This is a genomic window from Methylobacterium iners, from assembly GCF_022179305.1.
Classification (GTDB): Bacteria; Pseudomonadota; Alphaproteobacteria; order Rhizobiales; family Beijerinckiaceae; genus Methylobacterium; species Methylobacterium iners.
The window spans coordinates 18,880-44,254 of the sequence record NZ_BPQP01000020.1; the positions used below are offsets into that span (position 1 = coordinate 18,880).

The window sequence follows — 25,375 nt, forward strand, 5'->3', positions numbered from 1 at the left end:
GACCGAATGGCGACCCGGCGGGTTGATCCTGTCCAAGCCCGGTGCTGCGGAGACTGAGATGGGGCTACCTTTCGCCCAAGCGGATGTGACCCGGTCGCTCGGGGAGCACGGCGCCCGGCTCACGATTGATCTCTCGGCCATCGGCGAGAACTGGCGGCGCCTTGGGGCTCAAGGCCTGGGGACCGAATGCGCGGCCGTCGTGAAGGCCGACGCCTATGGCTGCGGGCTCCAGGCCGTCGCCCCCGCCCTGCACCGGGCCGGCTGCCGGACCTTCTTCGTCGCTCATCTGAGCGAGGCGATCGTGGCTCGTGCGCTCCTGCCGGAGGCCGTCATCTACGTCCTCAACGGCCTTCTGCCCGGCACGGAGGCCGCGTTCGCAGCCCACGATCTCCGCCCCGTGCTAAGCTCTCGGGAAGAGCTGACCGCATGGGCCGCCTTCTCGGCGGGCCGGCCGATGCCGGCCGCGCTTCACGTCGACACCGGCATGAACCGACTCGGCCTTCGCGTGCCGGAGGCCCTGGCGCTGGCGGGCGATCCGGTGATCGCACAGGCCGGGATCGCCCTCATCATGAGCCATCTCGTAAGCGCCGAGCGGCCGGACGAAGCGGTGAACGAGCGGCAGGTCGCGGCCTTCGCGATGGTGCGGCAAGCTTATTCCGATCTGCCCGCATCGCTCGCGAATTCCTCGGGTTGCTTCCTCGGTTCGGCCGCCCACCACGATCTCCTGCGGCCGGGCTACGCTCTGTTCGGCGGCAACCCGACGCCGGGGCGGGAGAACCCGATGCGGCCGGTGGTGCGGCTGGAGGCGGTGATCGCGCAGGTCCGCGAAGTGGGCCGGGGCGAGAGCGTCGGCTATAATGGGCGCTGGACCGCGCCGGGTCCGCGCCGCCTCGCCACCCTCTCGCTCGGCTATGCCGACGGCTATCCTCGTTCGGCCAGCGGCAAAGGTCATGCGCTCGTCGGCGGCGTGCCCTGCCCGATCCTCGGCCTCATCTCGATGGACCTGATCTCCATCGACGTCACGGAAGCGCCGGCGGCGGCGCGCGGCGCGCCGGCGGTCCTGATCGGCGATGGGCTCGACATCGACACGGTCGGTCGCGCCGCCGGCACCATTGGCTACGAGATCCTGACGAGCCTGGGTTCCCGTTATGTTCGCAACTATGTAGAGTGATCCCGGCCGGCGCTCCGGCCCTCCGGAACCCCCGATGGCCAAGATCCAACAGACCTTCGTCTGCCAGTCCTGCGGGGCGGTCTACAATCGCTGGCGCGGGCGCTGCGAGGCCTGCAACGGCTGGAACACGATCGTCGAGGAGACCGGCGCCTCCGGTCCCCAGGCAGGGCCCGTCGCGACCCGTCCCGGGCGGGCGCGTGGCCGGGTGTTTTCGCTCGAAGGTCTGACCGGAGAGGCGCGTGAGGCGCCGCGCGTGCCTTCCGGGATCGGCGAGCTCGACCGCGTCACCGGCGGAGGCTTCGTCCGCGGCTCGGTGATCCTGCTCGGCGGCGATCCCGGCATCGGCAAGTCGACGCTGCTGATGCAGGCGACCGCTGCGATGGCGCGCACCGGCGAGCGCGTCGTCTACATCTCCGGCGAGGAGGCGGTGGGCCAAGTCCGCCTGCGCGCCGAGCGCCTCGGCCTCTCGGGGATGCCCGTCGAGCTCGCCGCAGAGACGAATGTCGAGGACATCGTCGAGACGCTCTCCCAGGGCCGCCCGCCGGCGCTCGCCATCATCGATTCGATCCAGACCATGTGGACCGAGACCGTGGAATCGGCACCGGGCACGGTCACGCAGGTGCGCGGCTCGGCGCAGTCGCTGATCCGCTTCGCCAAGACGACGGGGACGGCGGTGATCCTCGTCGGCCACGTCACCAAGGACGGCCAGATCGCGGGTCCCCGCGTCGTCGAGCACATGGTCGACGCGGTCGCCTCCTTCGAGGGCGACCAGGGCCACCACTTCCGGATCTTGCGCGCGGTGAAGAACCGCTTCGGGCCCACCGACGAGATCGGCGTGTTCGAGATGACCGACGGCGGGCTGAAGGAGGTGCCCAACCCCTCGGCCCTCTTCCTCGCCGGTCGCGACCACGCCGCGCCCGGCACGGCGGTCTTCGCCGGGATAGAGGGGACGCGGCCGCTGCTGGTCGAGATCCAGGCGCTGGTCGCCCCCTCCTCCCTCGGGATGCCGCGCCGCGCCGTGGTGGGCTGGGACCCGAACCGGCTCTCGATGGTGCTCGCCGTGCTCGAGGCCCATGGCGGCATCAGGCTCGGGAGCCACGACGTCTATCTCAACGTCGCGGGGGGCCTGCGCATCACCGAGCCGGCCGCCGATCTCGCCGTGGCGGCCGCCCTCGTCTCATCGCTGTCCGGGGCGGCGCTGCCGCCCGAGACGGTCTATTTCGGCGAGATCGGCCTATCGGGCGCGGTCCGGCCCGTCGCGCAAGGCCCGGCTCGCCTGAAGGAGGCGCTCAAGCTCGGCTTCGCGCGCGCGGTGATGCCTCAGGCGCGGGGCGAGACCGGCGACGGCGCGCTGGCGACGGAGGCCTTGCGCCACATCGCCGACCTCGTGGCCGGGATCGCGAGCGGCGCCCCGAGGAAGGGTCGCAGCAACCGCAACCGGGACCATTACGAGGAGGCCTGAGGCGGATTACTCCCGAAGTCGGAACGGACTGAAGTCCGTATCGCGGTCGAAATGGTCCTCGCCCTCCTCGCGCTTGAGCCAGGCGATGAGGGGCAGGGTCAGCGGCAGCGCCACGATCTCCCAGGCCACCTTGAGCGCCCAGGCGCCGAGCCCGATCCGCACGAGCTCTGCCGTCCCGAACACGCCGCCGAAGGCGATCCCGACGAAGATCAGCGTGTCGACGCCCTGGCCGACCATCGTGGACGCCACGAGGCGCAGGGCGAGCCGGCGGCCGGCCAAGCGCAGCTTCAGCTTCGCCAGCACGTAGGCGTTCAGGAACTCGCCGGCGAGATAGGCCGCCATGCCGGCCACCGCGAACCGCGGCGTCGCGCCGAGCACCGTCTCGAAGGCGGCCTGATGCGGCCAGAACGGCGCCGGTGGCAGGGCGGCGGCGAGAGTGTAGGCGGCGATCCAGACGACCTGTGCCGTGAGGCCCGCCCACACGACTCGCCGGGCGCTCGCGTAGCCGTAGACCTCGGTCAGCACGTCTCCGAACACGTAGGAGAGCGGGAAGACGATGACGGCGGCGCTGAAGGTAAGGCCGCCGAGCGCCACGATCTTGCCGGCCAGGATCAGCGAGATGATGAGGACGGCGCTGAACAGGCCGGCAATGGGAACGAGGTGCTTTCGCTGGGGCTCGACCGTCGGTGGCATGCGCGTCCCGTTCGCCTCCTTGTAGAGCCGCGTCCAGGCTTGTCCAAGCCCGCGAGGGGAAGGCAGGCCGTGCGGAGGGTGACGGGCGGGGTCCGGCGCGATATACAGCCCCGGCGGCCAGGGGAAGCCGCAGATTCCGCTGATCGCCGCTCCGCCCCGTGTGACATCCGCCCACGATGCCGTTCTCCATTCTTGATCTCGTCGTGCTCGGCGTCGTCGTGCTCTCCGCCCTGCTCGCGGCCGTTCGCGGCGCCACCCGCGAGGTGCTCGCGATCATCGCCTGGGTCGCCGCGGCCGCGATCGCCTGGCAGTTCTATCCCTTGCTCCTGCCGACGGTCGGTCAGCACGTCTCGAACGCCACCGTGGCCCTCGTCGCCTCGATCGCCGCGATCTTTCTCGGCACGCTGATCATCGTCTCGATCATCACCGTGAAGGTGTCGGACATGATCCTCGATTCGCGGATCGGCGCGATCGACCGTTCCCTCGGCTTCCTGTTCGGCGCCGCCCGCGGCTTCCTGATCTGCGTGATCGGCTGGGTGTTCCTGGCCTGGCTGGTGCAGGGGAAGATGCCGGAATGGGCCGCCCAGGCGCGCAGCCGTCCGATGCTGGAGAAATCCGGCGAGGCGCTGGTCGCGCAGCTCCCCGAGAACCCGGAAGGGCTCCTCAAGCAGTTCAAGAAGCCCAAGCCGGGCGACGCCGCGGAGCCCCCGGCGGAGGGCGAGGTTCCGGCCCAGCGTCGCAGCGACGCCGGGGCGAAGCCCGCGCAAGCCGTTCCCGCGCCGCGACCCTGACCTGCGCGCAAAGCCGCTTGGTGACGTCGCAGCCGATGGTTAGATGACGCCCACGTGACACTAGGGCCGGGAACCTTCCGGCGACGAGGGATCGAGAGCAGCATGTCAGCACGCACCGCGCCCGCCATGGCCCCGGTCGCGGACGGGCTTGATCGCGACGGCGACACGCTGCGCGAGGAATGCGGCGTCTTCGGCATCTTCGGCCATCCCGACGCCTCGGCGATCGTTGCGCTCGGCCTGCACGCCCTCCAGCATCGCGGCCAGGAGGCGGCGGGCATCGTCTCCTTCGACGGGCACGTCTTCCATTCCGAGCGCCGACCCGGCCTCGTCGGCGATTCCTTCTCCGACCGCTCGACCATCGAGCACTTGGAGGGCCGGTCCGCCATCGGCCACGTGCGCTACTCGACGACGGGCGGGACCATCCTGCGCAACGTCCAGCCGCTCTTCGCCGAGCTCGCCAGCGGCGGGCTGGCGGTCGCCCACAACGGCAACCTGACGAACGCGCTGTCCATCCGCCGCGACCTCGTGCGCGACGGCGCCATCACCCAATCGACCTCCGACACCGAGGTGATCCTCCACCTCGCCGCCCGGTCGCGCGCGCCGCGCATCATCGAGCGCTTCACGGAGGCCCTGCGGACGATCGAGGGCGCCTACGCCCTCGTGGCGCTGACCAACAAGAAGCTCATTGGCGCCCGCGATCCGCTGGGTATCCGCCCGCTCGTCATCGGCGAGCTCGACGGGCGCTACATCCTGGCCTCCGAAACCTGTGCGCTGGACATCATCGGCGCGAAGTTCATCCGCGACGTGGAGAACGGCGAGATCGTCGTGATCTCGGAAGAGGGCCTCGAATCGATCCGCTTCGCGCCGCGTCAGCCGATGCGGCCCTGCATCTTCGAGTACATCTACTTCGCACGGCCCGACTCGGTGGTGAACGGCAAGAGCGTCTACGCGGTGCGCAAGAACATCGGCCACGAGCTCGCCCGCGAGGCGCCGGCCGACGCCGACATCGTGATCCCGGTACCGGATTCCGGCGTGCCGGCCGCGCTCGGCTTCGCGCAGGAGACCGGCCTGCCCTTCGAGATGGGCATCATCCGCAACCATTACGTCGGCCGCACCTTCATCCAGCCGACTCAGTCGGTGCGCGAGCTCGGCGTGCGCATGAAGCATTCGGCCAACCGCGCCGCGGTGCAGGGCAAACGCATCGTTCTCGTCGACGACAGCTTGGTCCGCGGCACGACCTCGGTGAAGATCGTGCGGATGATGCGGGAGGCCGGGGCCAAGGAGGTCCATTTCCGGATCGCCTCGCCGCCGATCACCTATCCCGACTTCTACGGGATCGACACGCCCGAGCGCGAGAAGCTGCTCGCCGCGACCCACGATCTCGAGGGCATGCGCCGCTATATCGGCGCGGATTCCCTCGCCTTCCTCTCGATCGATGGCCTCTACCACGCGATGGGCGAGGAACGGCGCGACGCCGAGCACCCGCAATACACCGATCATTGCTTCACCGGCGACTACCCGACCTGCCTGACCGACCTCGCCATCGCCGGGCCCAAGCGCCTGGCCATGCTCGCCGAGGCGGATTGATCCGGGGATGACCACGCTCTCCGAAAAGCCGCTCGACGGCCGCATCGCGCTCGTCACCGGCGCCTCGCGCGGCATCGGCCGCGCCGCTGCGCTCGCGCTGGCCGGGGCTGGCGCCCACGTCGTCGCAGTCGGCCGGACCCAGGGCGCCCTGGAGGAACTGGACGACGCGATCCGGAGCGCCGGCTCCAGCGCGACGCTCGTTCCCCTCGACCTCACCGATTACGACGGGATCGATCGCCTTGGCGCGGCCGTCCACGAGCGCTGGAAGCGCCTCGATATCCTGGTCGGCAATGCCGGCATCCTCGGTAACCTGACGCCGCTCGGGCATGCGACGCCGAAGGCGTGGGCGCAGGTGATGGACATCAACGTCACCGCGAACTGGCGCCTGATCCGGTCCTTCGACCCTCTGCTGCGGGCCTCGGAGGCGGGGCGCGCCATCTTCGTGACCTCGGGCGCCGCCCAGAAGTGCCGGGCCTATTGGGGGCCCTACTCGGTCTCGAAGGCCGCCCTCGACGCCCTCGTTCGCACCTACGCGGCCGAAACCGAGGCGACGAACGTCCGGGCGATGCTCCTCAATCCCGGCCCCCTGCGCACGCGCATGCGCGCCGCCGCGATGCCCGGCGAGGACCCCGAGACGCTGCGGACGCCGGAGGACTTGGCGCCGGATTTCGTGCGGCTCGCCGGCCGGGACTGGACCGATACGGGCAAGATCTACGATTTCCCGACAGGGCGGGTTCACGCATTCCGGGCGGCGGAGTGGATCGGGCCGGTCACAACCGGGATCGACCGAGGCTCCTCATGATCGACGTCCGCTGCATCTGCGCCATCGGCCAGCGCGGCCAGCTCGGGCTCCATGGGCAGCTGCCCTGGGAGGGCAACACCGATCCCCTCTTCGTCGAGGACGTGACCCGGTTCTTCGCCCTGACTATGGGCCACGTGCTCATCGCCGGCCCGAAGACGATCGCTTCCGTGCCGGCCTTCGCCTTCAAGGACCGTACCATCGACGTGATCCGGAGCCACGAGGACCCGGACGCCGTGCTTGCCCGCTATCCCGGCCGCCGGATCTTCGTCGGCGGCGGCATCGCGGTCTGGAACGTCTACGCCAGGTACATCCAGCATTGGGACATCACGCGGCTCCCCTATGACGGCGACGCCGACCGTTGGTTCGATCCGGCTTGGCTGGTGGGCGGGGCGCTGCGAAGCGCCTGATCGGCGGGACAGGCCGGCGGTTCTGCCGCGGCACAAAGCGCACCCTCGCGAGTTGAGGCGCACGCGCCCGCGCAGAGAGTCGCCATGACCGCCCACAGCTACCGCTTCGGCATCGAGGAGGAATACTTCCTGGCCGATGCCGAGACCCGCGGCACCCCGCGCCGCTCGGTGAAGCCGTTCCACGATCAGGCCGGCGCGGAGCTGCCCGAGATCGGGCGGGAGATGCTGCAGTGCCAGGTCGAGGTCTGCACGCCGCCCTCGACGGATTTTGCGCAGGCCCGCGACAGCCTCACCCGGCAGCGCCGGGCGCTCGCCGAGATCGCTCGGGTGCACGAACTCGTCCTCTTCGCCGCCGGCACGCACCCCATCGCCGATTGGTCGCGCCAATTGCCCACGAAGGGCGAGCGCTATCGCGGCATCCTGCGCGACGTCGGCCTCGCCGGGCGGCGCAGCCTGATCTGCGGGATGCATGTCCATGTCGAGGTGCCGGATCCCGACGCCCGCGTCGATCTGATGAACCGGCTGCTGCCGTTCCAGCCGCTGCTGTTCGCGCTCTCCGCCTCCTCGCCCTTCTGGCAGGGCAAACCGACGGGCCTCATTGCGTACCGTCTCAGCGCCTTCGGCGAATTGCCCCGCACCGGCCTGCCCGAGCTGTTCCGCACCCCCGAGGATTACGAGCGCTACCTGCGGATCATGACGAAGGCGGGCTCGATCCAGGACGCGAGCTATCTCTGGTGGTCCCTGCGCCCCTCGATGCGCTTCCCGACGCTGGAGCTGCGCATCGCGGATTCCTGCACCCGCCTCGAGGACGCGCTGGCCATCGCCGCCCTCTACCGCTGCCTCGTGCGCCTCGCGGTGCGGCGTCCGGACCTCCATGCCGGCCTCGACGGCGTCTCGCGGGCGCTCGCCGAGGAGAACCTGTGGCGGACCCAGCGCAGCGGGATCGAGGCGGAACTGATCGACGAGGCGAGCGAGGCGGCACTGCCCTATGCCGACGCCCTGGACCGCGTCCTCGCCCTCGTCGAGGAGGACGCGGATGCGCTCGGCTGCGGAGCGGAGGTGGAGCACGCCCGCCTCATCGCCCGCGAGGGCACCAGCGCCGACCGCCAGATCGCCGTCTTCGAGGCCGGGCGGGAGGCGGGGCTGAGCAACCGGCAGGCTCTCGACCGGGTGGTCGATTGGCTGGCCGAGACGACGCGGGGTGCGTAACTCAGCCCTTATCGAAGGGGTTCTTCGAGGTCCGCAGTGACAGCCGGATCGGCGTGCCGGGCAGGTCGAAGGCCTCGCGCAGGGCGTTGACGAGGTAGCGGGTGTAGGATTTCGGCAGGGCGTCGAGCTGGTTGCCGAACAGGGCGAAGTGCGGCGGGCGGCTCTTCACCTGGGTGGCGTAGCGGATCTTGATGCGCCGCCCCGAGACGGCGGGCGGCGGGTTGCGCTGCGTGGCCTCGTTGAGCCAGTCGTTGATCCGCGAGGTGGAGACGCGGCGGTTCCAGACCTCGGCGGCGCCGGTGACCGCCTGCATCAGCTTGTCGATGCCCTCGCCGGCGAGCCCCGAGAGCGGCACCACGGAGACGCCCCGCACCTGCGGCAGCAGGCGGGTACAATCCTCGCGCAGCGTCTTTAGGAGGCCGGGCTGGTCGGCCACGAGGTCCCACTTGTTGAGGCCGATGACCAGCGAGCGGCCCTCGCTCTCGACGAGGTCGACGATGGTGAGGTCCTGCTTCTCGAACGGGATCGTCGCGTCGAGGAGCACCACCACCACCTCGGCGAAGCGCACGGCGCGCAACCCGTCCGAGACCGCGAGCTTCTCCAGCTTGTCGTCGATCCGGGCGCGGCGTCGCATGCCGGCGGTGTCGTGGAGCTTGATCTTCCGGCCTCGCCAGACCCAGTCGAGGGAGATGGAATCGCGGGTGATCCCGGCCTCGGGCCCGACGAGGAGGCGCTCCTCGCCCAGCATCCGGTTGATGAGGGTCGACTTGCCCGCGTTCGGGCGGCCGACGATGGCGACCTTGAGGGAGCGGTCCTCGGGATCTTCGTCCTCGTCCTCCTCGTCCTGCTTCGGCAGGGCCGCGATGAGCGCGTCGTGCAGCTCGCCGATGCCCTCGCCGTGCTCGGCCGAGAACGGGATCGGGTCGCCGAGGCCCAGCGAGAAGGCCTCGTAGGCGCCCGCCATCCCAGCTCCGCCCTCCGCCTTGTTGGCGATGAGGATGACGGGGCAGCCGGCGCGACGGACCATCTCGGCGAAGGGCTGGTCGGCCGGCAGCACGCCGGCGCGGGCGTCGATCACGAACAGCACCACGTCCGCCTCGAGGATCGCGGCCTCGGTCTGCATCCGCATGCGGGCGAGGAGCGAGCCGGCATCGGCCTCCTCGAGACCGGCGGTGTCGATGATGCGGAAGACGAGGCCGCCGAAATTGACGTCGCCCTCGCGCCGGTCGCGGGTCACGCCGGGGCGATCGTCCACGAGCGCGAGCTTCTTGCCCACGAGGCGGTTGAACAGCGTCGACTTGCCGACATTCGGCCGTCCGACGATCGCGACGGTCGGCATGTCCATGGGGTGTCTCGATTCGATTTTCGTCAGCGCGTCACGGGCGGGGGCGCGGCCGGAGCCGGAGCGGCCTCGGTCACCGTGACGGGGCCGCCGGCGACGAGGGCGGAATAGACCTCGATGCGCTGGCGCAGGGGCTGGGGCGTCTGGGGATCGGCGTTGATCTGGTCGAACCAGCGCCCGGCCGCGTCGTACTCGCCGCGCTTGAGGGCGACGAGGCCGAGCATCTCACGGGCCGTGTGCCGGAACGCGGCGGTCGGCGCGGCGAGGCCCTGGAGGCTGGTCAGCGCCGACGCCGGGTCCGGCGCGTCGAGGCGCAGGAGCGCGGCGCGAAGGCGGGCGAGGTCGCGCAGGCCCTCCGAAAGGCCGGAATCCCTGGCGAGCGCGTCGTACTCGGAAGCGCCGGCAACGGGATCGCGCTTGGCGGTCTCGGTGGCGGAGCGGAAGCGGGCGAGCAGGCGGTAGCCCGCCGGGCCCTCGCTTTCGATGGCCTCGAAGGCCTTCTCGGCCTCGGTCGACTTGCCGTCGCGGGCGAGCCGGGTCGCCGTCTCGAACCGCTCGGAGGCTGCCTCGGCGCGCGTCCGCTCGGCGCTCTGCCAGTAGCGCCAGCCGCCGATCCCGGCGACGATGAGCACTGCGAGCGCGATGATCACGCCGCTGTAACGGCGCCAGATCTCCGCGACCTGATCGCGGCGATACTCCTCGTTGACCTCGCGGATGAACTCGTTGTTCTCAGCCATTGCCGTCTCGCGCCGGCCCGGCAACGGGCGGCGGCCTCAAGAAATGAAGGCCGCGCCTAGCACAGAGCGGCGGGCTTGGCGACCCGCTCAGGCCTGTCCCGGCCAAGCCGCAACGCCGATCAGGAGCGGATGCAGGTAGCGCGCGAAGGCGAACCAGACGACCGTGCCGACGACGATGGCGATGGCGTCGTTGCGCCAGCCGGCGGGGGCCGCGACCTCGCCCCCGTGCTGCGAGACGACCTGCCCCGCGGTGAGCGCCCGGCGCTTGGCGCTGATCCGGGCGATCACCGCCCAGGCCAGGAAGCCGCCGAAGAGCAGGATCGAGCCGAGGTCGCCGTTGGCGAGGAGATGGGCCGTCGCCCAGATCTTCACTGCGAGCAGCATCGGATGCTTGGCGAAGGACCGGATGCGGCCTGGCAGGTAGGCGGAGGCCAGCACGATGAAGGCGAGCACCGTGAGGAGCAGCGAGAGGTGCCGCGTCCAGACCGGCGGGTTCCATAGGGTGATGTAGCCCTCCTGCCGGTAGAGGCCGAAGCCGTAGCCGATGAGCACAAGGCCGGCGAGCGAGAGCAGGGTGTAGCCGAGCTTGTAGCGTCCCTCGCCCACCTCCCCGATCAGGCCGGCGCGGCGCGCCCGCAGCATCGAGAAGGAGTGCGTGCCGAGGAACAGCACGAGGCCGAGAATGAGGATCAGCATGGGGGGCTTTCGTGCGCAGCGAGGTGAGGCTTGGGCGCAAGCGGATTGTAAGGGTTCAAAACGCAATCTCGCGGCGGAGTCCAGGGCCGAGCCATGATCCGCCGCACCGCGTTGCTTCTCCTGCTCGGGACGGTCGGCCCCGCGGCCGCCGCACCGGAGCCGCCGCTCTCCGCCCTGACACTGGTCGGGCCGCCGAGCGTAATGTTCAAGGCGACGCGCGACGCCTGCGACGGGGCCGACGTGCCCGATGCCTCCGCGCGGGCGTTTCGCGACGCCTCGGGCGCGTTGGCGCTGTTCGGGATGCATTACCGCAACCGGGCGCTGCGGGGCCCGGATTTCGACCGGCTCAAGCTCGATTGCACGGTGGTTCTCGATTCGGGCGAGAAGCCTGATCCGGCCCTCTACGACGACCGCTCCTGGATCACCGCGGCCTGGACCGAGGACGGCAGGGCGGTCGCGGCACTGGTCCACCACGAGTACCAGGCCAACGAGCATCCCGGCCGCTGCCGCTCGAAGGTCTACATGGAGTGCTGGTACAATACGGTGGTCGCGGCCTCATCCACTGATGGCGGCCGCAGCTTCATCCGCGCGGCGCCGCCGGCGGTGGTGGCCGCCGCGCCCTTCCGCCAGGAGGTCGGCCAGGGGCGGCACCGCGGCTTCTTCAACCCCTCCAACATCTTCGCCGACGGGCGCTGGCGCTACTTCTTCGCCTCGACCACGGGCTGGGACGGACCAGGCAGCGACCAGCCGGCCGGCGTCTGCCTGTTTCGCTCGGACGATCCCGCCGACCCGACTAGCTGGCGAGCCTGGACGGGGACGGGCTTCACCGCTGCCTTCCCCGATCCCTATCGCAAGCCGGCGATCCGTCCGGAGACCTGCAAGCCGGTGGCGCCGTTTCCGACGCCAGTGGGCGCGGTGGTCCGCCATCGCTCGACGGGAGCCTGGATCGCGGTCTTCATGGCGCGGCAGGGCGAGGGCTTCCCGCAATCGGGCTTCTACTGGACGGCCTCGCGCGACCTCCAATCCTGGGACGTCCCCCGCCTCCTGATCGCGGGCCGCACCCTCTACGACGATCCTTGCGGGGCGAAGGGACTCATCGCCTATCCCTCGCTCATCGATCCCGCCTCGCCGTCGCGCAATTTCGACGACGCCGGCGACACCGCGCTCCTCGCCTATGTGACGCTACGCGTCGAGGGCTGCACGATCACCTCCGACCGCGACCTCCTGCGCCGGCCGGTGGCGCTCAAGGTCTGGCCGTGAGCCCGGTCCGTCCCGCGCTCGCCTCTGGTTGTGCCGCGGAAGCGACGGGATGGATTCCTGCGTCTCGCGAAACGGCCTGCGGCGCTTCGGTCGCGAGATGTTTCATTGACTCGCTGAAACCGAAAGGCTCCGCCATGTGTATGGCTGGGGCGACCCGCGCTGTCAGGGTCGACCCGGAGAACGGACGATCACCATGCTTCATCTCAATCGCCGTACCGCCCTCGCCTCGCTGGGCGGCGGACTCGTGGCGCTCAGCGCCGGCACCGCCTTCGCCCAGGCCCCGGCCGCGACGCCGGCGGCGCCCACCGGCCCCTTCAAGCTCGATCCCCTGCCCTACCCGGCCGACCGCAACGCGCCCACCATCGACGCCGAGACGATGGAACTCCACCACGGCAAGCACCATCAGGCCTTCGTCACGAACCTGAACACGGCCTTCGCCAAGGAGCCCGACCTCGCCAAGAAGCCCCTGGCGGAGATACTCGCCAACCTGTCCTCCCTGCCGGAGGCGCTGCGTCCGGTCGTGAAGAACAGCGGCGGCGGCCACGCCAACCACACGATGTTCTGGACGATCATGGGCGGCAAGGGCGGCGAGCCCACCGGCGACCTCAAGGCCGCGATCGACAAGGACCTCGGCGGGTTCGCCAAGCTCCAGACCGACTTCAACGCCGCCGGCACGCGGATCTTCGGCTCGGGCTGGGTCTTCGTGGTGCTCGGCAAGGACGGCAAGCTCGCGCTCAACAGCCGCCCGAACCAGGACTCGCCCTGGATGGACGGCACCCCGGTCCTGTTCGGCAACGACGTCTGGGAGCACGCCTATTACCTGACCTACCGCAACCGGCGCGCCGACTACCTCAAGGCGTGGTGGAACGTGGTCGACTGGTCGAAGGTCGCCGACCGCTACGCCGCGGCCAAGGCCGGCACGCTGGCGATTTGAGACTTCCGACGACATCATGCCGTCGGCCAGGGTTGCGCCCCTGGCCGACGCGCTCAGGCGACGATCACGAACAGCCGGTCGTGCTGCCGCAGGTGTCGCATTTCAGGCAGGTCCCGTTGCGGACTAGCGTGAAGTTCGCGCATTCGGGGCAGGCCTCGCCGACATAGCCCTTCATCTTCGCCTCGGCCCGCTTGTCCGCGACGCTGCGCTCGGGCTTGGCGAAGGGCAGGCTCTCCGCCAGGGTCTCGGCATGGCCCGCGAGGGCCGGCTCCGCCTTCAGCGCCACCGAGCCGCGCATGGCGTGGATCACGCCGCCGGTCGGTGCCGGAGCGCCGCCCGTCGAGGTGGCGCCCCCGGCAGGGCCGCCCTGGATCAGGGTCAGCCGATCGGCCGAGCCGCGCACGAGGCCGCGCGAGACGATCGTCGAGGCCGTCTGCTCGGGTTTCAGGCGCGCCGTGTCGCCCTCGCCCTTGCCCATCACGGTGTTGCCGATCTCGGAAGGATCGACATGGGCGAGGTCCATGCGGCCGAGATAGGAGACGGCGAGCTCGCGGAAGACGTAGTCGAGGATCGAGGTGGCGTTCTTGATCGCGTCGTTGCCCTGCACGAAGCCCGAGGGCTCGAAGCGCGTGAAGGTGAAGGCATCGACGTATTCCTCCATCGGCACGCCGTATTGCAGGCCGATCGAGATCGCGATTGCGAAGTTGTTCATCAGGCTCCGGAAGGCGGCGCCCTCCTTGTGCATGTCGATGAAGATCTCGCCGATGCGGCCGTCCTCGTACTCGCCGGTGCGCAGGTAGACCTTGTGGCCGCCGACCACCGCCTTCTGGGTGTAGCCCTTGCGCCGGTCCGGCAGCTTCTCCCGCGAGCGGATGCGCTCGATCCGCTCGATCACGCGCTCCACCACCCGCTCGGAGAGCTGGGCCGCCTTGACCGCCGCGGGCGCCGCGGCCAGCGCCTCGACGACCTCCTCCGCATCCTCGTCCTCGTCGGCGATGAGGGCCGAGTTCAGGGGCTGCGAGAGCTTGGAGCCGTCGCGGTAGAGGGCGTTGGCCTTGAGCGCCAGCGTCCAGGACAGGCGGTAGGCGTTCTTGCAATCCTCGACGGTGGCGTCGTTGGGCATGTTGATGGTCTTGGAGATCGCCCCCGAGATGAAGGGCTGCGCCGCCGCCATCATGCGGATGTGGCTCTCCACCGAGAGGTAGCGCTTGCCGATGCGGCCGCAGGGATTGGCGCAGTCGAAGACCGCGTAATGCTCGGTCTTGAGGAAGGGCGCGCCCTCGAGGGTCATCGCCCCGCAGATATGGGTGTTGGCGGCCTCGATGTCCTTCTTCGAGTAGCCGAGGAAGGGCAGGATCTCGAAGGTCGGGTCGGCGAGTTTTTCCTCGGGAACCTTGAGCACGTCCTTGAGGAAATCGTCACCCAACGTCCAGCGATTGAAGACGAACTTGACGTCGAAGGCCGACTTCAGGCCTGCCTCGATCGCGGCGATCTTCTCGTCGGTGAAGCCCTTCGCCCGCAGCGAACCAGGATTGATCGCCGGGGCCTGGCCCATAGAGCCGTGGCCGACGGCATAGGCCTCGATCTCGGCGATCTCGGCCTCGCGGTAGCCGAGGGCGCGGAGCGCGTCGGGCACCGCCCGGTTGATGATCTTGAAGTAGCCGCCGCCCGCGAGCTTCTTGAACTTCACGAGCGCGAAGTCCGGCTCGATGCCCGTCGTGTCGCAATCCATGACGAGGCCGATCGTCCCCGTCGGGGCGATCACGGTCGCCTGGGCGTTGCGATAGCCGTGCTCCTCGCCGAGCTCCAGCGCCCGGTCCCAGGCGAAGCGCGCGCGCTCGACGAGGTCGGCCTGCGGCACGTTCTCGATGTCGAGGGGCACCGGGTTGATGCTCAGGAACTCGTAGCCCTCCGCCTCGCCATGCGCCGCGCGGCGATGGTTGCGGATGACCTTGAGCATCGCGTCGGCATTCTCCTCGTAGGCCGGGAACGGACCGAGCTCGCCGGCCATCTCAGCCGAGGTCGCGTAGGCGACGCCCGTCATGATCGCCGTGAGGCTGCCGGCCAGCGCCCGGCCTTCGGCCGAGTCGTAGGGCAGGCCCATGCTCATCAGGAGGCCGCCGATATTGGCGTAGCCCAGGCCGAGCGTGCGGTACTTGTAGGAGAGCTCGGCGATCTCGCGCGAGGGAAACTGCGCCATCATCACCGAGATCTCGAGCACCACCGTCCAGAGCCGGTTGAGGTGCTCGAAGGCCGCGACGTCGAAGTGGCGCGTCTCCCGATCGTACATCGTCAGCAGGTTGGCGGAGGCCAGGTTGCAGGCGGTGTCGTCGAGGAACATGTACTCGGAGCACGGGTTCGAGGCCCGGATCCGGCCGCCCGACGGGCAGGTGTGCCAGTCGTTCATGGTCGTGTTGAAGTGCAGGCCGGGATCGGCGGAGGCCCAGGCCGCCTCGCCGATCTTGTCCCACAGCTCGCGGGCCTTGAGGGACTTCGTGGTCTTGCCCGTGGTGCGGGCCTTCAGCTCCCAATCGGCGTCGGCATCCACCGCGCGCAGGAAGTCGTCGGTGAGCGACACGGAGTTGTTGGAATTCTGGCCGGCAACCGTGAGGTAGGCCTCCGAGTCCCAGTCGGTGTCGTAGACGGGGAAGTCGATCTTGGTGAAGCCCTGGCGGGCAAACTGGATGACGCGCTTGGTGTAGGCGTCCGGCACGCTCTCCTTGCGGGCGGCCTTCACGGCGCGCTTCAGGGCCGGGTTGCGCTCGGGATCGAAGCAGGCGTCGCCTTCGGCCTCGCACTGGGTGCAGGCCTTCATCACGGCGGTGAGATGCTTCGAGACGATCTTGGAGCCGGTGACGAGGGCGGCGACCTTCTGCTCCTCCTTCACCTTCCAGTCGATGTACTGCTCGATATCCGGGTGGTCGATGTCGACGATGACCATCTTGGCCGCGCGCCGCGTCGTGCCGCCGGACTTGATCGCGCCCGCGGCCCGGTCGCCGATCTTGAGGAAGGACATCAGGCCCGAGGACTTGCCGCCGCCGCCGAGCTTCTCGTTCTCGCCGCGCAGCATCGAGAAGTTGGAGCCGGTGCCGGAGCCGTACTTGAACAGGCGCGCCTCGCGGACCCAGAGGTCCATGATGCCGCCCTCGTTCACGAGGTCGTCCTGGACGCCCTGGATGAAGCAGGCATGGGGCTGCGGGTGCTCGTAGGACGAGACCGAGCGCGTCAGCTCGCCGGTGCGGTAGTCGCAGTAATAGTGGCCCTGGGCCGGACCATCGATGCCGTAGGCCCAGTGCAGGCCGGTGTTGAACCATTGCGGCGAGTTCGGCGCCACCATCTGGCGGGCGAGCATGAAGCGCAGCTCGTCGAGGAAGGCGGAGGCGTCCTCTTCCGAGGAGAAGTAGCCGCCCTTCCAGCCCCAATAGGTCCAACAGCCGGCCAGCCGATCAAAGACTTGCGTCGAGGAGATCTCGGAGCCGGTGCGCTCCTCCTCGGGAAGCTCGGCCAGCGCCGCCTCGTCGGGGACCGAGCGCCAGAGGAAGGACGGCACGTCGTTCTCCTCGACGCGCTTGAGGCGCGCCGGCACGCCGGCCTTGCGGAAGTACTTCTGCGCGAGCACGTCGCTCGCGACCTGGCTCCAGCTCTCGGGCACCTCGATGCCCTCCAGCCGGAAGACGGTGGAGCCGTCCGGGTTGCGGATCTCGCTCAGCGCCTTGCGGAAGGCGATGCTGGCGTAGGGCGATTGTCCGGCCGTGGTGTAGCGACGCTCGAACCGCATGAATCCGTTTCTCCCTCGCCGGAATCGGCGACCGTCCCGCTGGCAGCGCGGGATCGTGCATGAATGTCGAACGGGGTGGTTGCAGGCGCCCGCGATGGCTCGCGGGGTGCCATGTTCGAAGACTGGAAAACTCGGAACTGACGCCCGGCGCAACCCGATCGGCGACGGTTCAAAGCTAGTCCGACGACCCCATTCACGTCAACAACTAGTGTGCGCCGGCTATGTTCCGGACTAGATGTTGTGTCGGCTCCTCAAAACCTGTGGATATCGCGGGGCCGCCGATAAGTGCTCTTTGGGCCTGCCGGATTTGGCTGCGAAAAATCTCTCCCCCACAGGTCCGCCCGCCGCGGCAGCGTCACTATTTGGTTAATGCGATTGCGCCTGTGTGATTTTCGCCGCAACCCCGGCGGCGGCCCGGCACGGGGTCCCGGCTGGACTTCGGGTGAGTGCCTCACCATAGTCCCGCCGACCCCGAGCCACGGGCCCGGAACCCCCTTCTCGAGCGAATGCGATGGCTCTCAAGGACACGCTGCTGCGGATCTTCACTTGGTGGAACGGGTCGACGATGTCGCTCGCCGTCTACACGGCGCGCAGCGGCCAGTTCGTCGGGAACGACGAGCACGGCAATGCCTATTACCGGGCGCAAGGGGCGCTGATCGACCGCTCCGTCGGCTCGGAGCGGCGCTGGGTCGTCTATAACGGCTACGCCGACGCCTCGAAGGTGCCGCCGGGCTGGCGCGCCTGGCTCTGCCACAACGCTTCGGTGCCCCCGAGCGAGGAGAGCTACAAGCCGCGCGAGTGGCAGAAGCCGCATGTCGAGAACCTGACGGGAACGGCGGGGGCCTACCGCCCCAAGGGCTCGCAGCTCAACCAGGGCGCCCGCTCCGCGGCGAGCGGGGAATACGTGCCCTGGATCCCGGACTGATCAATCCGCCCTCTCCCACTCGGCGGCCGTGAAGCGCGGCGTGATGTGCTGAGGGCAGTTCCAGTCGAAGCCGGCGACCGTCACGACGACGGAGCGCTCCACCAGGCCCCGATAGCCCGGCACGGCGAGCGACCCGGCCAGCGAGGGGTCCTCCCCGGCCTCGACCACCCTGGCCTGCCCGAAGATCTTCAGCCGGCGCCGGTTCGCGTAATCCATCAGGAACAGCGAGACCCGCGCCTCGCCCGCGAGGTTGCCGACGCTGATGTATTGCCGGTTGCCGCGGAAATCCGCGAAGCCGAGCGTGGTCTCGTCGAGCACCCGCAGGAAGCCGGGCGGGCCGCCGCGATACTGGATGTAGGGCCAGCCCGTCTCCGACACGGTGCCGAGGTAGAAGCCGTCGCGCGCGGCGATGAAGGCGGCCTCCTCCGGGCCGAGGCGGTCGTGGTAGGGGTCCCCGACCTCGGTCCGGGCATAGGCGCCGAGGCTCCCCTGGCGCTCCTCGGCCGCCCGCACGCGCGGGGTCCGGGCGATGTCGAGATAGGCATGGGCCATCGGCGGATCTCCTTCGTCGCGCCCGGTCAGCCGGCGCGCAGCTTGCGGGCGAGGAAGTCGCGCATCAGCGCCGCGATCTCGGCGCCGTGGGTCTCCAGGGCGAAATGCCCCGTATCCAGGAGGTGAAGCTCCGCCTCCGGGTTGTCCCGCCGGTAGGCCTGCGCGCCGGCGGCCGGGAAGATGGTGTCGTTCCGTCCCCAGACCACGAGGGTCGGCGGCCGATGCCGGCGGAAATAGGCCTGCCACGCCGGGTAGAGCGGTGCGTTGGTGCGGTAATCGTAGAACAGGTCGAGCTGGATCTCGGCGTTGCCGGGGCGGTCCAGCCCGAGCTGATCGAGGGTCCAGGCATCGGGACTGAGCCGCGACGGGTCCGCGACGCCGTCGGTGTATTGCCAGCGCGTCGCCGCGGGCGTCGTGAACTGGCGCAGCGCCTCCCGCTCGGCCGCGGCGCCCGTCTTCCAATAGGCCCGGATCGGATCCCAGAACGGGGATTCGAGACCCTCCGCATAGGCGTTCCCGTTCTGGACGACGAGGGCGGTCACCCGCTCCGGATGCGCCGTCGCCAGGCGAAAGCCGACCGGCGCGCCGTAATCCATCACGTACAGCGCGTAGCGGGTCAGGCCGACGATTTCGGTGAACCGCTCGATGAGCCGGGCGAAGGTGTCGAAGCTGTAGGTGAAGCGGTCCCGCCCGGGCGCGGCGCTGTAGCCGAAGCCCGGGTAATCCGGCGCCACGACCCGGTAGCGCTCGGCGAGCGCGGGGATCAGGTTGCGGAACATGTGCGAGGAGGTCGGGTATCCGTGCAGGAGCAGGAGGGCCGGCGCGTCGGCTGGCCCCGCCTCCCGGTAGAAGATCTCCACGCCGTCCACGGTCAGGCTGCGATGGCGGGTCGCGTCGGAGGCGGGCTCGGAACCGGCGAGCGCCGCATCCGGACCAAGCCCGGCGGTCGGCAGGAGGGCTGGCGTGGCGGCCAGCGCAAGCAGGTGTCGGCGGTTCATAACGTCTCTCCTCTGGCGGCCGCGCGGAAACGGCGGCGTCATGCGAGGAAAGTGATCCATTGCTTCCAGGATGATAATAGGCCCTCTTGGGAGTTCATTGTTGCTCATGGTGCAATGATCCCATGGATCGACTCGACGCCATCGCTGCCTTCGTCGCCGTTTGCGATGCCCGCGGCTTCGCGCCCGCCGCGCGTCGGCTCGGCATCTCGCCGTCCGCGGCGACGCGGCTGATCGCGGGCCTGGAGGATCGGCTGGGGACCCGCCTTCTCCAGCGCACGACCCGTTCCCTGCATCTCACCGAGGCCGGCGAGCGCTACCTCGCCCAGGCGCGGAACATCCTGGGGGCGGTCGCGGAATCCGAGGAGATCGCGAGAGGCGCGCGAACCTCGCCGCGCGGCCGCCTGGCCGTCGCCGCTCCGGTCATCTTCGGGCGAACCCACGTCGCATCCCTGCTGGCGCGCTACATGGCGCGCCATCCGGATATGACGGCCGAGCTCCAGCTCAACGACCGCAATGTCGGACTGGTCGAGGAGGGCGTGGACGTCGCCGTCCGGATCGGTCCCCTCGACGCGTCCGGGTTGGTGGCGCGCCGCCTCGGGACGACCCGGCGCGTCGTCGTCGCGAGCCCGGACTACCTCGCGCGCCGAGGAACGCCCCAGCATCCCGGCGAGCTGCAGGGCCACGACACCATCGGTTTCGGAGCCTTCGAGAACGCGCCGGCCTGGACGTTCGCCGATCCCTCGCAGGGCGGCCGCGACGTTCGGGTCTCCATCACGCCCCGCCTCACGACGAATAGCGGCGACGCGGCGCTGGACTTCGCCCGAAGCGGGGCCGGTCTCGTCCGGCCGCTGCTCTATCAGGTCACCCGCGATGTCGCGGCGGGCGGTCTCGTCCTGGTCCTCACCGAGCACGAGCCGCCGCCCCTGCCGATCCACGCCGTCTATCCGAGCGCCCGCTGGCTGCCCGCCAAGGTCCGCGCCTTCGTCGACCTCGCCGCTGAGACCACCTCCTGGCAGTTCCTGGCGTGAATCGCCCCTTTTTCAACATCGTTGCGGTGTCTAGGGCTTCGGGAGCGGCCGTCGTCGAAGCCGCGCTTCGTCCCACGCCCGAGCCCGACCGCATGCGCCTCGCCGTCCGCCTTCAACCGGCCCTGTCGCTCGCTCTCGCGGCAGCCCTCGCCTTGGTCGCGGCAGGCTCCGCTCAGGCCGACAAGATCAAGAACCCGACCGCGGTGTTCTCCGGCCTCGACAAGATCACCGGGCGCATCGTCTCCTTCGAGGTCGCCGTCGACGAGACCGTGCAGTTCGGCGCCCTGCAGCTGACGCCGCGGGTCTGCTACAGCCGCCCGCCGACCGAGAGCCCAAAGACGACGGCCTTCCTTGAGGTCGACGAGGTCACCCTCGACAACAAGTACCGGCGCATCTTCACGGGCTGGCAATTCGCGGCGAGCCCGGGCCTGCACGCCATCGAGCACTCGATCTACGACGTCTGGCTCGTCGATTGTAAGGGCGGCAGCGACATCATCGCCGAGGCCAAGGAGCAGGAGGACGTGCCGGTCATGGCCTCCCGCCCCGAGAAGAAGCAGCGCGGCAACCGCGGACAGGACGCGCAGCGCACCGCCCAGCAGGTCAACCCGGCCGGCCAGCTCGACGTGGAGGCGCCCCGCGGCGTCCCGGTGCAGCCGAAGCAGAAGCCCTCGCGAAAGTTCTTCCCGACGAACGAGGGCCCGGCCCCGGCGCCCCAGCAGCCGCAATCGATCTTCGACCAGATCTTCCGATAGGAATCCCGATGCCCGAATCCGGCACCCTCCTCGCCTTCGCCGCCCTGGCGCTCGGGATGGTGCTGACCCCCGGGCCCAACATGATCTACCTGATCTCGCGCTCGCTCTGTCAGGGCCGAATGGCGGGGCTCATCTCGCTCGGCGGCGTGGCGCTCGGCTTCGTGTTCTACATGCTCTGCGCGGCCTTCGGCATCACCGCCCTCGTGCTCGCGGTGCCCTACGCCTACGACGCGCTGCGGCTGACGGGGGCGCTCTATCTCGGCTGGCTCGCCTGGTCCTACCTGCGGCCGGGCCGGCGCTCGCCCTTCGAGGTCCGGAGCCTGCCGGCCGACAGCCCGGCGCGGCTCTTCGCGATGGGCTTCGTCACCAACCTGCTCAACCCGAAGATCGCGATGCTCTACCTCGCCCTGCTGCCGCATTTCGTGCAGCCGGAGGCGGGCAACGTGCTCGGGCACACGCTGGCGCTCGGCAGCGTGCAGATCGCGGTGAGCGTCGCCGTCAATGCGACCATCGCGATCGCGGCGGGCTCGATTGCCGGCTTCCTCGGCCGGCATCCCGCCTGGACCAGGGCGCAGCGCTGGATCATGGGCGGCGTGCTGGGCGCGCTCGCCCTGCGCATGGCCCTCGACCGGGGACGCTGACGCCGATCAGACCGATCGCGCCACGCCAAGGGCGGCGAGCGCGTCGGCGCCGCCCACCGACCCGTCGCCGGGCCAGACGTTCCAATCGGCCCCCACCGACAGCGCCTCGGCGAGGCGCCGCTTGTAGGCATGGCGCGGCACCTCCTCGGCGCCGAACTGGGTGAGATGGTCGGTGACGAACTGCGTGTCGGCGAGCCGGTACCCGCCCGCTCGCAGCCGCGCGACGAGGTGGACGAGGGCCACCTTCGAGGCGTCCCGCACGGTGTGGAACATGCTCTCCCCGAAGAAGGCCGCGCCGAGCGAGACGCCGTAGAGCCCGCCGACGAGGCGGCGCGGCTCGCCCGCATAGACCTCGACGGTGTGGGCGTAGCCCTGGTCGAACAGGGCGCCGTAGAGCTCACGGATGCGGCCGTTGATCCAGGTGCGCTCGGCGTCGCGGCGCGGGGCGGCGCAGCCCGCGATCACGCCGTCGAAGTCGCGGTCGGTGCGCACCTCGAAGACGTCGCTGCGCACGGTGCGCGCCAGGCGCTTGGAGACGTGGAACCCGTCGAGGGGAAGGAGGCCGCGGGCGCGCGGCTCGACCCAGTAGATGGTCGGGTCGTCCGCGTCCTCCGCCATCGGGAAGATGCCAGCGGCGTAGGCCTTGAGAAGGATCTCGGGCGTGATCTCGACGCGGTCGCTGTCGTGCATGGGGCGAGTGTGGCGCGATCCTCGACCGAGTGCCAGGGACGGCCGTACCCTCGTGCGGCCCTGCCGCCTCGAAGACGACGAAGGCCGACCCGCTCCGGGTCGGCCTTGATGGATGTGCCGGGGTCGTCGGCCGTCAGCGGGCCGGGCCGCCCGAGGTGTTGCCGGTGTTGCCGGCCGGCTTGTTGTTCTGATCGGCGTTGCCGCCCTTGGCGGATTCGACCGAGCCGGTGCTGCCGCCGACCGGCGCCGCGGTGACGCCGGGGGCCGGCGCCATGTCGCGGCTCGAGGGGTTATCGATGGGCCCGCGTGTGGTCTCGCCGGCCTGGGGCACGCCCCGCTCGGGCTGACCGACATTGCCCGAGGGCGATTGCGCGAGGGCGGGCGCGGCGAGCAGGGCGCCAGCGAGCAGGATGGCGGTCGTGCGGATCATCATTCGTTCCTTCGGGCTGTCCATGCCGGAACGGCGGCTCGACCGGATCTCGGTCGAGCTCGGCCGCCGCGGCTGCATGCACCACAGAACGAACGAAGCTTCGCGGCGTTCCAGGCCCGCGCGGAGGAAAAGCCTAGCCGGCGGTCAACCCGCCATCGGCGAGAAAAGTTTCCAGCCAGTGGATGTCGTAATCCCCCGCCAGCACCGCTTCGTTGCGCACCAGCGTCCGGAACAGCGGCAGCGTCGTGTCGATGCCGTCGACCACGAACTCGTCGAGCGCCCGGCGAAGGCGCATCAGGCACTCGTCCCGGGTGCGGCCGTGGACGATGAGCTTGCCGATCAGCGAATCGTAGTGCGGCGGGATGCGGTAGCCCTGGAAGGCGGCCGAATCGACGCGCACGCCGGGGCCGCCCGGCGGGTGGAACGAGGTGATCAGGCCCGGCGAGGGCCGGAAGGTCGCCGGGTGTTCGGCATTGATCCGGCACTCGATGGCGTGGCCGTTGACCGCGATGTCCTCCTGCCGGACCGAGAGCGGCGCGCCGGCCGCCACGCGGATCTGCTCGATCACGAGATCGACACCCGTGATCATCTCGGTCACTGGATGCTCGACCTGGATGCGGGTGTTCATCTCGATGAAGTAGAAGCGGCCGTCCTCGTAGAGGAACTCGACCGTGCCGGCGCCGAGGTAGTTCAGCTCCTGCATCGCCCGCGCGCAGATCCCGCCGATCTCGGCGCGCATGGCGGCGTCGAGGGCGGGCGAGCCGCCCTCCTCCCAGACCTTCTGGTGACGGCGCTGCAGGGAGCAGTCGCGCTCGGCGAGGTGCACCGCCCCGCCCTTCCCGTCGCCGAGCACCTGCACCTCGATGTGGCGCGGCTTCGTCAGGTATTTTTCCAGATAGACCGCGTCGTCGCCGAAGGCCGCCTTGGCCTCGGTCCGCGCCATGCCGAGCGCCTGCTCCAGCTCGGCCTCCGAGCGGGCCACCTTCATGCCGCGCCCGCCGCCGCCGGAGGCAGCCTTGACGAGCACGGGATAGCCGATCTCGGCCGCGACGCGCTTGGCCTCGTCCGCCTCCTCGATGCCGCCCTCCGAGCCCGGCACGCAGGGGATGCCGAGGCGCTTGGCGGTGCGCTTGGCCTCGATCTTGTCGCCCATGATGCGGATGTGCTCGGCCTTGGGACCGATGAAGCCGATCTCGTGATGGGCGAGCACCTCGGCGAAGCCGGCATTCTCCGACAGGAAGCCGTAGCCCGGATGGACCGCATCGGCGCCGGTGATCTCGCAGGCGGCGATGAGCGAGGGGATGTTGAGGTAGCTGTCGCGCGCCGTCGGCGGCCCGATGCAGACGCTCTCGTCGGCGAGCCGCACGTGCATGGCGTCGGCATCCGCCGTCGAATGGACGGCGACCGTCGCCACGCCGAGGTCCTTCGCGGCCCGCAGCACGCGCAGCGCGATCTCGCCCCGGTTCGCGATCAGGATTTTCTGAAACATGGAGTCCGGATCACTCGATGACGAGGAGGGGCTCGCCGAACTCGACCGGCTGGCCGTCCTCGACGAAGATCGCGGTCACGGTGCCGGAACGGGGGGCGACGATCTCGTTGAAGGTCTTCATCGCCTCAATGAGGAGCAGTTTCTCGCCGCTCGCGACCTTGGCGCCGACCTCGACGAAGGTCTTGGCCTCGGGCGAGGGACGGCGATAGGCGGTGCCGACCATCGGCGAGGGCACGGCGCCGGGATGCCCCGCGCCGGCCTTGGCCTTTTCGGTGCCGGGACCCGGGGCCAGGGCCGCGACGGGCACCGGGACCGGGCTCGGCGCGAGCACCGGTGCCGGCGCCGCGACCTGAAGCTGGACGGGCTCGATCCGACGCACGACGCGGATGCGCAAATCGCCCTTCTCCACCTCGATCTCGGTGAGGTCGGTCTCGGTGACGAGCTGGGCGAGCGAGCGCACGAGCTCGGGATCGAAGGGTTCTGGCTTGGCCATCGGATCAGTCTTGAGAGGCGGGAAGGAGGGTGCCGAGATCGGGCGGCGGAAGACGGCCGCGAAGCCGTTGCGCCAGCGCATCGAGGCCGAGAACGTAGGAATACGGCCCGAACCCGCAGATCACCCCGGCGCAGACGGGGGCGATCAGGGAGACGTGCCGGAAGGCTTCGCGGGCATGGACGTTGGAGAGGTGGACCTCCACCGCGACGGCGCCGCTGCCCACGATGGCGTCGCGAAGGGCGACGGAGGTGTGAGTGTAGGCCGCCGCGTTGATCAGGATGCCGGCGCCGGACGCGCCCGCCGCCTGGACCAGCTCCACGAGTTCGCCCTCGTGATTGGTCTGGCGGAAGGTGAGGCCGACGCTCAGCAGCTCGGCACGCGCATGAAGGTCGCGCTCGATGTCGGCGAGCGTCGCCGAACCATAGATGCCCGGCTCCCGGGTTCCGAGCAGGTTGAGGTTCGGCCCATTGAGGGCGTGGATCGGGATCATGGGCCGAATTTCGCGAGG

Annotated in this window: 25 protein-coding genes; 13 read left to right on the forward strand and 12 right to left on the reverse strand. The window is 69.9% G+C overall.

The window, feature by feature from the left end; translation table 11 throughout:
• Nucleotides 1-58: 58 nt before the first annotated feature.
• Both alr and radA read left to right on the forward strand, forming a co-directional pair.
• A complete protein-coding gene (alr, locus tag MFF55_RS07060) occupies nucleotides 59-1,171 on the forward strand; it encodes an alanine racemase (RefSeq protein WP_238243485.1) in 1,113 nt (370 codons plus the stop codon).
• Nucleotides 1,172-1,205: 34 nt separating this feature from the next.
• Complete coding sequence (gene radA / locus MFF55_RS07065) at nucleotides 1,206-2,633, forward strand: DNA repair protein RadA (protein ID WP_238243378.1); 1,428 nt, start codon at nucleotides 1,206-1,208, stop codon at nucleotides 2,631-2,633.
• Between the two features lie 6 nt (nucleotides 2,634-2,639).
• Here radA and MFF55_RS07070 read toward each other — a convergent pair whose 3' ends face one another.
• Nucleotides 2,640-3,326, reverse strand: coding sequence for a queuosine precursor transporter (locus tag MFF55_RS07070; RefSeq protein WP_238243379.1), 687 nt, complete (start codon nucleotides 3,324-3,326; stop codon nucleotides 2,640-2,642).
• A 176-nt stretch (nucleotides 3,327-3,502) separates the two neighbouring features.
• Between MFF55_RS07070 and MFF55_RS07075 the strand changes: the two genes are divergently transcribed.
• The 5 genes from MFF55_RS07075 to MFF55_RS07095 all read left to right on the forward strand — a co-directional run bounded on the left by MFF55_RS07075 (nucleotide 3,503) and on the right by MFF55_RS07095 (nucleotide 8,122).
• Nucleotides 3,503-4,117 carry a CvpA family protein gene (locus MFF55_RS07075; protein WP_238243380.1) on the forward strand — a complete coding sequence of 205 codons (615 nt, stop codon included), beginning with the start codon at nucleotides 3,503-3,505 and terminating at the stop codon, nucleotides 4,115-4,117.
• Between the two features lie 102 nt (nucleotides 4,118-4,219).
• Complete coding sequence (gene purF, locus MFF55_RS07080) at nucleotides 4,220-5,704, forward strand: amidophosphoribosyltransferase (protein ID WP_238243381.1); 1,485 nt, start codon at nucleotides 4,220-4,222, stop codon at nucleotides 5,702-5,704.
• A gap of 7 nt (nucleotides 5,705-5,711) precedes the next feature.
• Complete coding sequence (locus MFF55_RS07085) at nucleotides 5,712-6,506, forward strand: SDR family NAD(P)-dependent oxidoreductase (RefSeq protein ID WP_238243382.1); 795 nt, start codon at nucleotides 5,712-5,714, stop codon at nucleotides 6,504-6,506.
• Nucleotides 6,503-6,913: a dihydrofolate reductase gene (locus tag MFF55_RS07090; protein ID WP_238243383.1), complete on the forward strand. Its 411-nt coding sequence runs from the start codon at nucleotides 6,503-6,505 to the stop codon at nucleotides 6,911-6,913. The genes MFF55_RS07085 and MFF55_RS07090 overlap by 4 nt, the downstream gene beginning before the upstream one ends.
• A gap of 84 nt (nucleotides 6,914-6,997) precedes the next feature.
• A complete protein-coding gene (locus tag MFF55_RS07095) occupies nucleotides 6,998-8,122 on the forward strand; it encodes a carboxylate-amine ligase (protein ID WP_238243384.1) in 1,125 nt (374 codons plus the stop codon).
• 1 nt (nucleotide 8,123) lies between these two features.
• On the opposite strand, the gene der is transcribed toward MFF55_RS07095, so the two are convergent.
• The 3 genes from der to MFF55_RS07110 form a co-directional block, all read right to left on the reverse strand.
• Nucleotides 8,124-9,467 carry a ribosome biogenesis GTPase Der gene (gene der / locus MFF55_RS07100; protein WP_238243385.1) on the reverse strand — a complete coding sequence of 448 codons (1,344 nt, stop codon included), beginning with the start codon at nucleotides 9,465-9,467 and terminating at the stop codon, nucleotides 8,124-8,126.
• Between the two features lie 23 nt (nucleotides 9,468-9,490).
• The gene (locus tag MFF55_RS07105; RefSeq protein ID WP_238243386.1) at nucleotides 9,491-10,201 is read right to left on the reverse strand and encodes a tetratricopeptide repeat protein; all 711 of its coding nucleotides are present in this window, start codon (nucleotides 10,199-10,201) and stop codon (nucleotides 9,491-9,493) included.
• An 87-nt stretch (nucleotides 10,202-10,288) separates the two neighbouring features.
• Complete coding sequence (locus MFF55_RS07110) at nucleotides 10,289-10,897, reverse strand: NnrU family protein (protein ID WP_238243387.1); 609 nt, start codon at nucleotides 10,895-10,897, stop codon at nucleotides 10,289-10,291.
• 93 nt (nucleotides 10,898-10,990) lie between these two features.
• Here MFF55_RS07110 and MFF55_RS07115 point away from each other — a divergent pair, with 93 nt between their 5' ends.
• Nucleotides 10,991-12,157: a hypothetical protein gene (locus MFF55_RS07115; RefSeq protein ID WP_238243388.1), complete on the forward strand. Its 1,167-nt coding sequence runs from the start codon at nucleotides 10,991-10,993 to the stop codon at nucleotides 12,155-12,157.
• A gap of 193 nt (nucleotides 12,158-12,350) precedes the next feature.
• Nucleotides 12,351-13,091: a superoxide dismutase gene (locus MFF55_RS07120; RefSeq protein WP_238243389.1), complete on the forward strand. Its 741-nt coding sequence runs from the start codon at nucleotides 12,351-12,353 to the stop codon at nucleotides 13,089-13,091.
• A gap of 64 nt (nucleotides 13,092-13,155) precedes the next feature.
• Here MFF55_RS07120 and MFF55_RS07125 read toward each other — a convergent pair whose 3' ends face one another.
• Complete coding sequence (locus MFF55_RS07125) at nucleotides 13,156-16,869, reverse strand: vitamin B12-dependent ribonucleotide reductase (protein ID WP_238243390.1); 3,714 nt, start codon at nucleotides 16,867-16,869, stop codon at nucleotides 13,156-13,158.
• A gap of 511 nt (nucleotides 16,870-17,380) precedes the next feature.
• Here MFF55_RS07125 and MFF55_RS07130 point away from each other — a divergent pair.
• The gene (locus MFF55_RS07130) at nucleotides 17,381-17,794 is read left to right on the forward strand and encodes an NADH:ubiquinone oxidoreductase subunit NDUFA12 (RefSeq protein ID WP_238243391.1); all 414 of its coding nucleotides are present in this window, start codon (nucleotides 17,381-17,383) and stop codon (nucleotides 17,792-17,794) included.
• On the opposite strand, the gene MFF55_RS07135 is transcribed toward MFF55_RS07130, so the two are convergent.
• Nucleotides 17,795-18,346 (reverse strand): pyridoxamine 5'-phosphate oxidase family protein, encoded by a 552-nt coding sequence (locus tag MFF55_RS07135; protein WP_238243392.1) that lies wholly within the window; start codon nucleotides 18,344-18,346, stop codon nucleotides 17,795-17,797.
• 26 nt (nucleotides 18,347-18,372) lie between these two features.
• Nucleotides 18,373-19,344 carry an alpha/beta fold hydrolase gene (locus MFF55_RS07140; protein WP_238243393.1) on the reverse strand — a complete coding sequence of 324 codons (972 nt, stop codon included), beginning with the start codon at nucleotides 19,342-19,344 and terminating at the stop codon, nucleotides 18,373-18,375.
• A gap of 122 nt (nucleotides 19,345-19,466) precedes the next feature.
• Here MFF55_RS07140 and MFF55_RS07145 point away from each other — a divergent pair, with 122 nt between their 5' ends.
• The 3 genes from MFF55_RS07145 to MFF55_RS07155 all read left to right on the forward strand — a co-directional run bounded on the left by MFF55_RS07145 (nucleotide 19,467) and on the right by MFF55_RS07155 (nucleotide 21,765).
• Entirely contained in the window at nucleotides 19,467-20,372 is a 906-nt protein-coding gene (locus MFF55_RS07145; protein ID WP_238243394.1) for a LysR family transcriptional regulator, read from the forward strand.
• A 92-nt stretch (nucleotides 20,373-20,464) separates the two neighbouring features.
• The gene (locus MFF55_RS07150; protein ID WP_238243395.1) at nucleotides 20,465-21,124 is read left to right on the forward strand and encodes a DUF2155 domain-containing protein; all 660 of its coding nucleotides are present in this window, start codon (nucleotides 20,465-20,467) and stop codon (nucleotides 21,122-21,124) included.
• A gap of 8 nt (nucleotides 21,125-21,132) precedes the next feature.
• Complete coding sequence (locus MFF55_RS07155; protein ID WP_238243396.1) at nucleotides 21,133-21,765, forward strand: LysE family translocator; 633 nt, start codon at nucleotides 21,133-21,135, stop codon at nucleotides 21,763-21,765.
• A gap of 6 nt (nucleotides 21,766-21,771) precedes the next feature.
• Here MFF55_RS07155 and aat read toward each other — a convergent pair whose 3' ends face one another.
• From aat to aroQ, 5 genes are all read right to left on the reverse strand, one after another.
• Nucleotides 21,772-22,455: a leucyl/phenylalanyl-tRNA--protein transferase gene (gene aat, locus MFF55_RS07160; protein ID WP_238243397.1), complete on the reverse strand. Its 684-nt coding sequence runs from the start codon at nucleotides 22,453-22,455 to the stop codon at nucleotides 21,772-21,774.
• 133 nt (nucleotides 22,456-22,588) lie between these two features.
• Nucleotides 22,589-22,888 carry a hypothetical protein gene (locus MFF55_RS07165; RefSeq protein WP_238243398.1) on the reverse strand — a complete coding sequence of 100 codons (300 nt, stop codon included), beginning with the start codon at nucleotides 22,886-22,888 and terminating at the stop codon, nucleotides 22,589-22,591.
• A gap of 130 nt (nucleotides 22,889-23,018) precedes the next feature.
• A complete protein-coding gene (accC, locus tag MFF55_RS07170) occupies nucleotides 23,019-24,374 on the reverse strand; it encodes an acetyl-CoA carboxylase biotin carboxylase subunit (RefSeq protein ID WP_238243399.1) in 1,356 nt (451 codons plus the stop codon).
• A gap of 10 nt (nucleotides 24,375-24,384) precedes the next feature.
• Nucleotides 24,385-24,867, reverse strand: coding sequence for an acetyl-CoA carboxylase biotin carboxyl carrier protein (accB, locus tag MFF55_RS07175; protein WP_238243400.1), 483 nt, complete (start codon nucleotides 24,865-24,867; stop codon nucleotides 24,385-24,387).
• Between the two features lie 4 nt (nucleotides 24,868-24,871).
• Nucleotides 24,872-25,357, reverse strand: coding sequence for a type II 3-dehydroquinate dehydratase (aroQ, locus tag MFF55_RS07180; RefSeq protein ID WP_238243401.1), 486 nt, complete (start codon nucleotides 25,355-25,357; stop codon nucleotides 24,872-24,874).
• Nucleotides 25,358-25,375 lie beyond the last annotated feature (18 nt).

Excerpts from the sequence above, each read along its gene's own strand:
- MFF55_RS07155 (WP_238243396.1), top strand. The coding sequence starts at position 21,133 with ATGCCCGAATCCGGCACCCTCCTCGCCTTCGCCGCCCTGGCGCTCGGG.
- MFF55_RS07105 (WP_238243386.1), bottom strand. The coding sequence starts at position 10,201 with ATGGCTGAGAACAACGAGTTCATCCGCGAGGTCAACGAGGAGTATCGC.
- MFF55_RS07090 (WP_238243383.1), top strand. The coding sequence starts at position 6,503 with ATGATCGACGTCCGCTGCATCTGCGCCATCGGCCAGCGCGGCCAGCTC.
- MFF55_RS07115 (WP_238243388.1), top strand. The coding sequence starts at position 10,991 with ATGATCCGCCGCACCGCGTTGCTTCTCCTGCTCGGGACGGTCGGCCCC.
- MFF55_RS07095 (WP_238243384.1), top strand. The coding sequence starts at position 6,998 with ATGACCGCCCACAGCTACCGCTTCGGCATCGAGGAGGAATACTTCCTG.
- accB (WP_238243400.1), bottom strand. The coding sequence starts at position 24,867 with ATGGCCAAGCCAGAACCCTTCGATCCCGAGCTCGTGCGCTCGCTCGCC.
- MFF55_RS07140 (WP_238243393.1), bottom strand. The coding sequence starts at position 19,344 with ATGAACCGCCGACACCTGCTTGCGCTGGCCGCCACGCCAGCCCTCCTG.
- alr (WP_238243485.1), top strand. The coding sequence starts at position 59 with ATGGGGCTACCTTTCGCCCAAGCGGATGTGACCCGGTCGCTCGGGGAG.
- aat (WP_238243397.1), bottom strand. The coding sequence starts at position 22,455 with ATGCACGACAGCGACCGCGTCGAGATCACGCCCGAGATCCTTCTCAAG.
- MFF55_RS07110 (WP_238243387.1), bottom strand. The coding sequence starts at position 10,897 with ATGCTGATCCTCATTCTCGGCCTCGTGCTGTTCCTCGGCACGCACTCC.
- der (WP_238243385.1), bottom strand. The coding sequence starts at position 9,467 with ATGGACATGCCGACCGTCGCGATCGTCGGACGGCCGAATGTCGGCAAG.
- MFF55_RS07130 (WP_238243391.1), top strand. The coding sequence starts at position 17,381 with ATGGCTCTCAAGGACACGCTGCTGCGGATCTTCACTTGGTGGAACGGG.
- MFF55_RS07145 (WP_238243394.1), top strand. The coding sequence starts at position 19,467 with ATGGATCGACTCGACGCCATCGCTGCCTTCGTCGCCGTTTGCGATGCC.
- radA (WP_238243378.1), top strand. The coding sequence starts at position 1,206 with ATGGCCAAGATCCAACAGACCTTCGTCTGCCAGTCCTGCGGGGCGGTC.
- purF (WP_238243381.1), top strand. The coding sequence starts at position 4,220 with ATGTCAGCACGCACCGCGCCCGCCATGGCCCCGGTCGCGGACGGGCTT.
- MFF55_RS07150 (WP_238243395.1), top strand. The coding sequence starts at position 20,465 with ATGCGCCTCGCCGTCCGCCTTCAACCGGCCCTGTCGCTCGCTCTCGCG.
- MFF55_RS07120 (WP_238243389.1), top strand. The coding sequence starts at position 12,351 with ATGCTTCATCTCAATCGCCGTACCGCCCTCGCCTCGCTGGGCGGCGGA.
- MFF55_RS07135 (WP_238243392.1), bottom strand. The coding sequence starts at position 18,346 with ATGGCCCATGCCTATCTCGACATCGCCCGGACCCCGCGCGTGCGGGCG.
- MFF55_RS07085 (WP_238243382.1), top strand. The coding sequence starts at position 5,712 with ATGACCACGCTCTCCGAAAAGCCGCTCGACGGCCGCATCGCGCTCGTC.
- MFF55_RS07165 (WP_238243398.1), bottom strand. The coding sequence starts at position 22,888 with ATGATGATCCGCACGACCGCCATCCTGCTCGCTGGCGCCCTGCTCGCC.
- MFF55_RS07075 (WP_238243380.1), top strand. The coding sequence starts at position 3,503 with ATGCCGTTCTCCATTCTTGATCTCGTCGTGCTCGGCGTCGTCGTGCTC.
- aroQ (WP_238243401.1), bottom strand. The coding sequence starts at position 25,357 with ATGATCCCGATCCACGCCCTCAATGGGCCGAACCTCAACCTGCTCGGA.
- MFF55_RS07125 (WP_238243390.1), bottom strand. The coding sequence starts at position 16,869 with ATGCGGTTCGAGCGTCGCTACACCACGGCCGGACAATCGCCCTACGCC.
- accC (WP_238243399.1), bottom strand. The coding sequence starts at position 24,374 with ATGTTTCAGAAAATCCTGATCGCGAACCGGGGCGAGATCGCGCTGCGC.
- MFF55_RS07070 (WP_238243379.1), bottom strand. The coding sequence starts at position 3,326 with ATGCCACCGACGGTCGAGCCCCAGCGAAAGCACCTCGTTCCCATTGCC.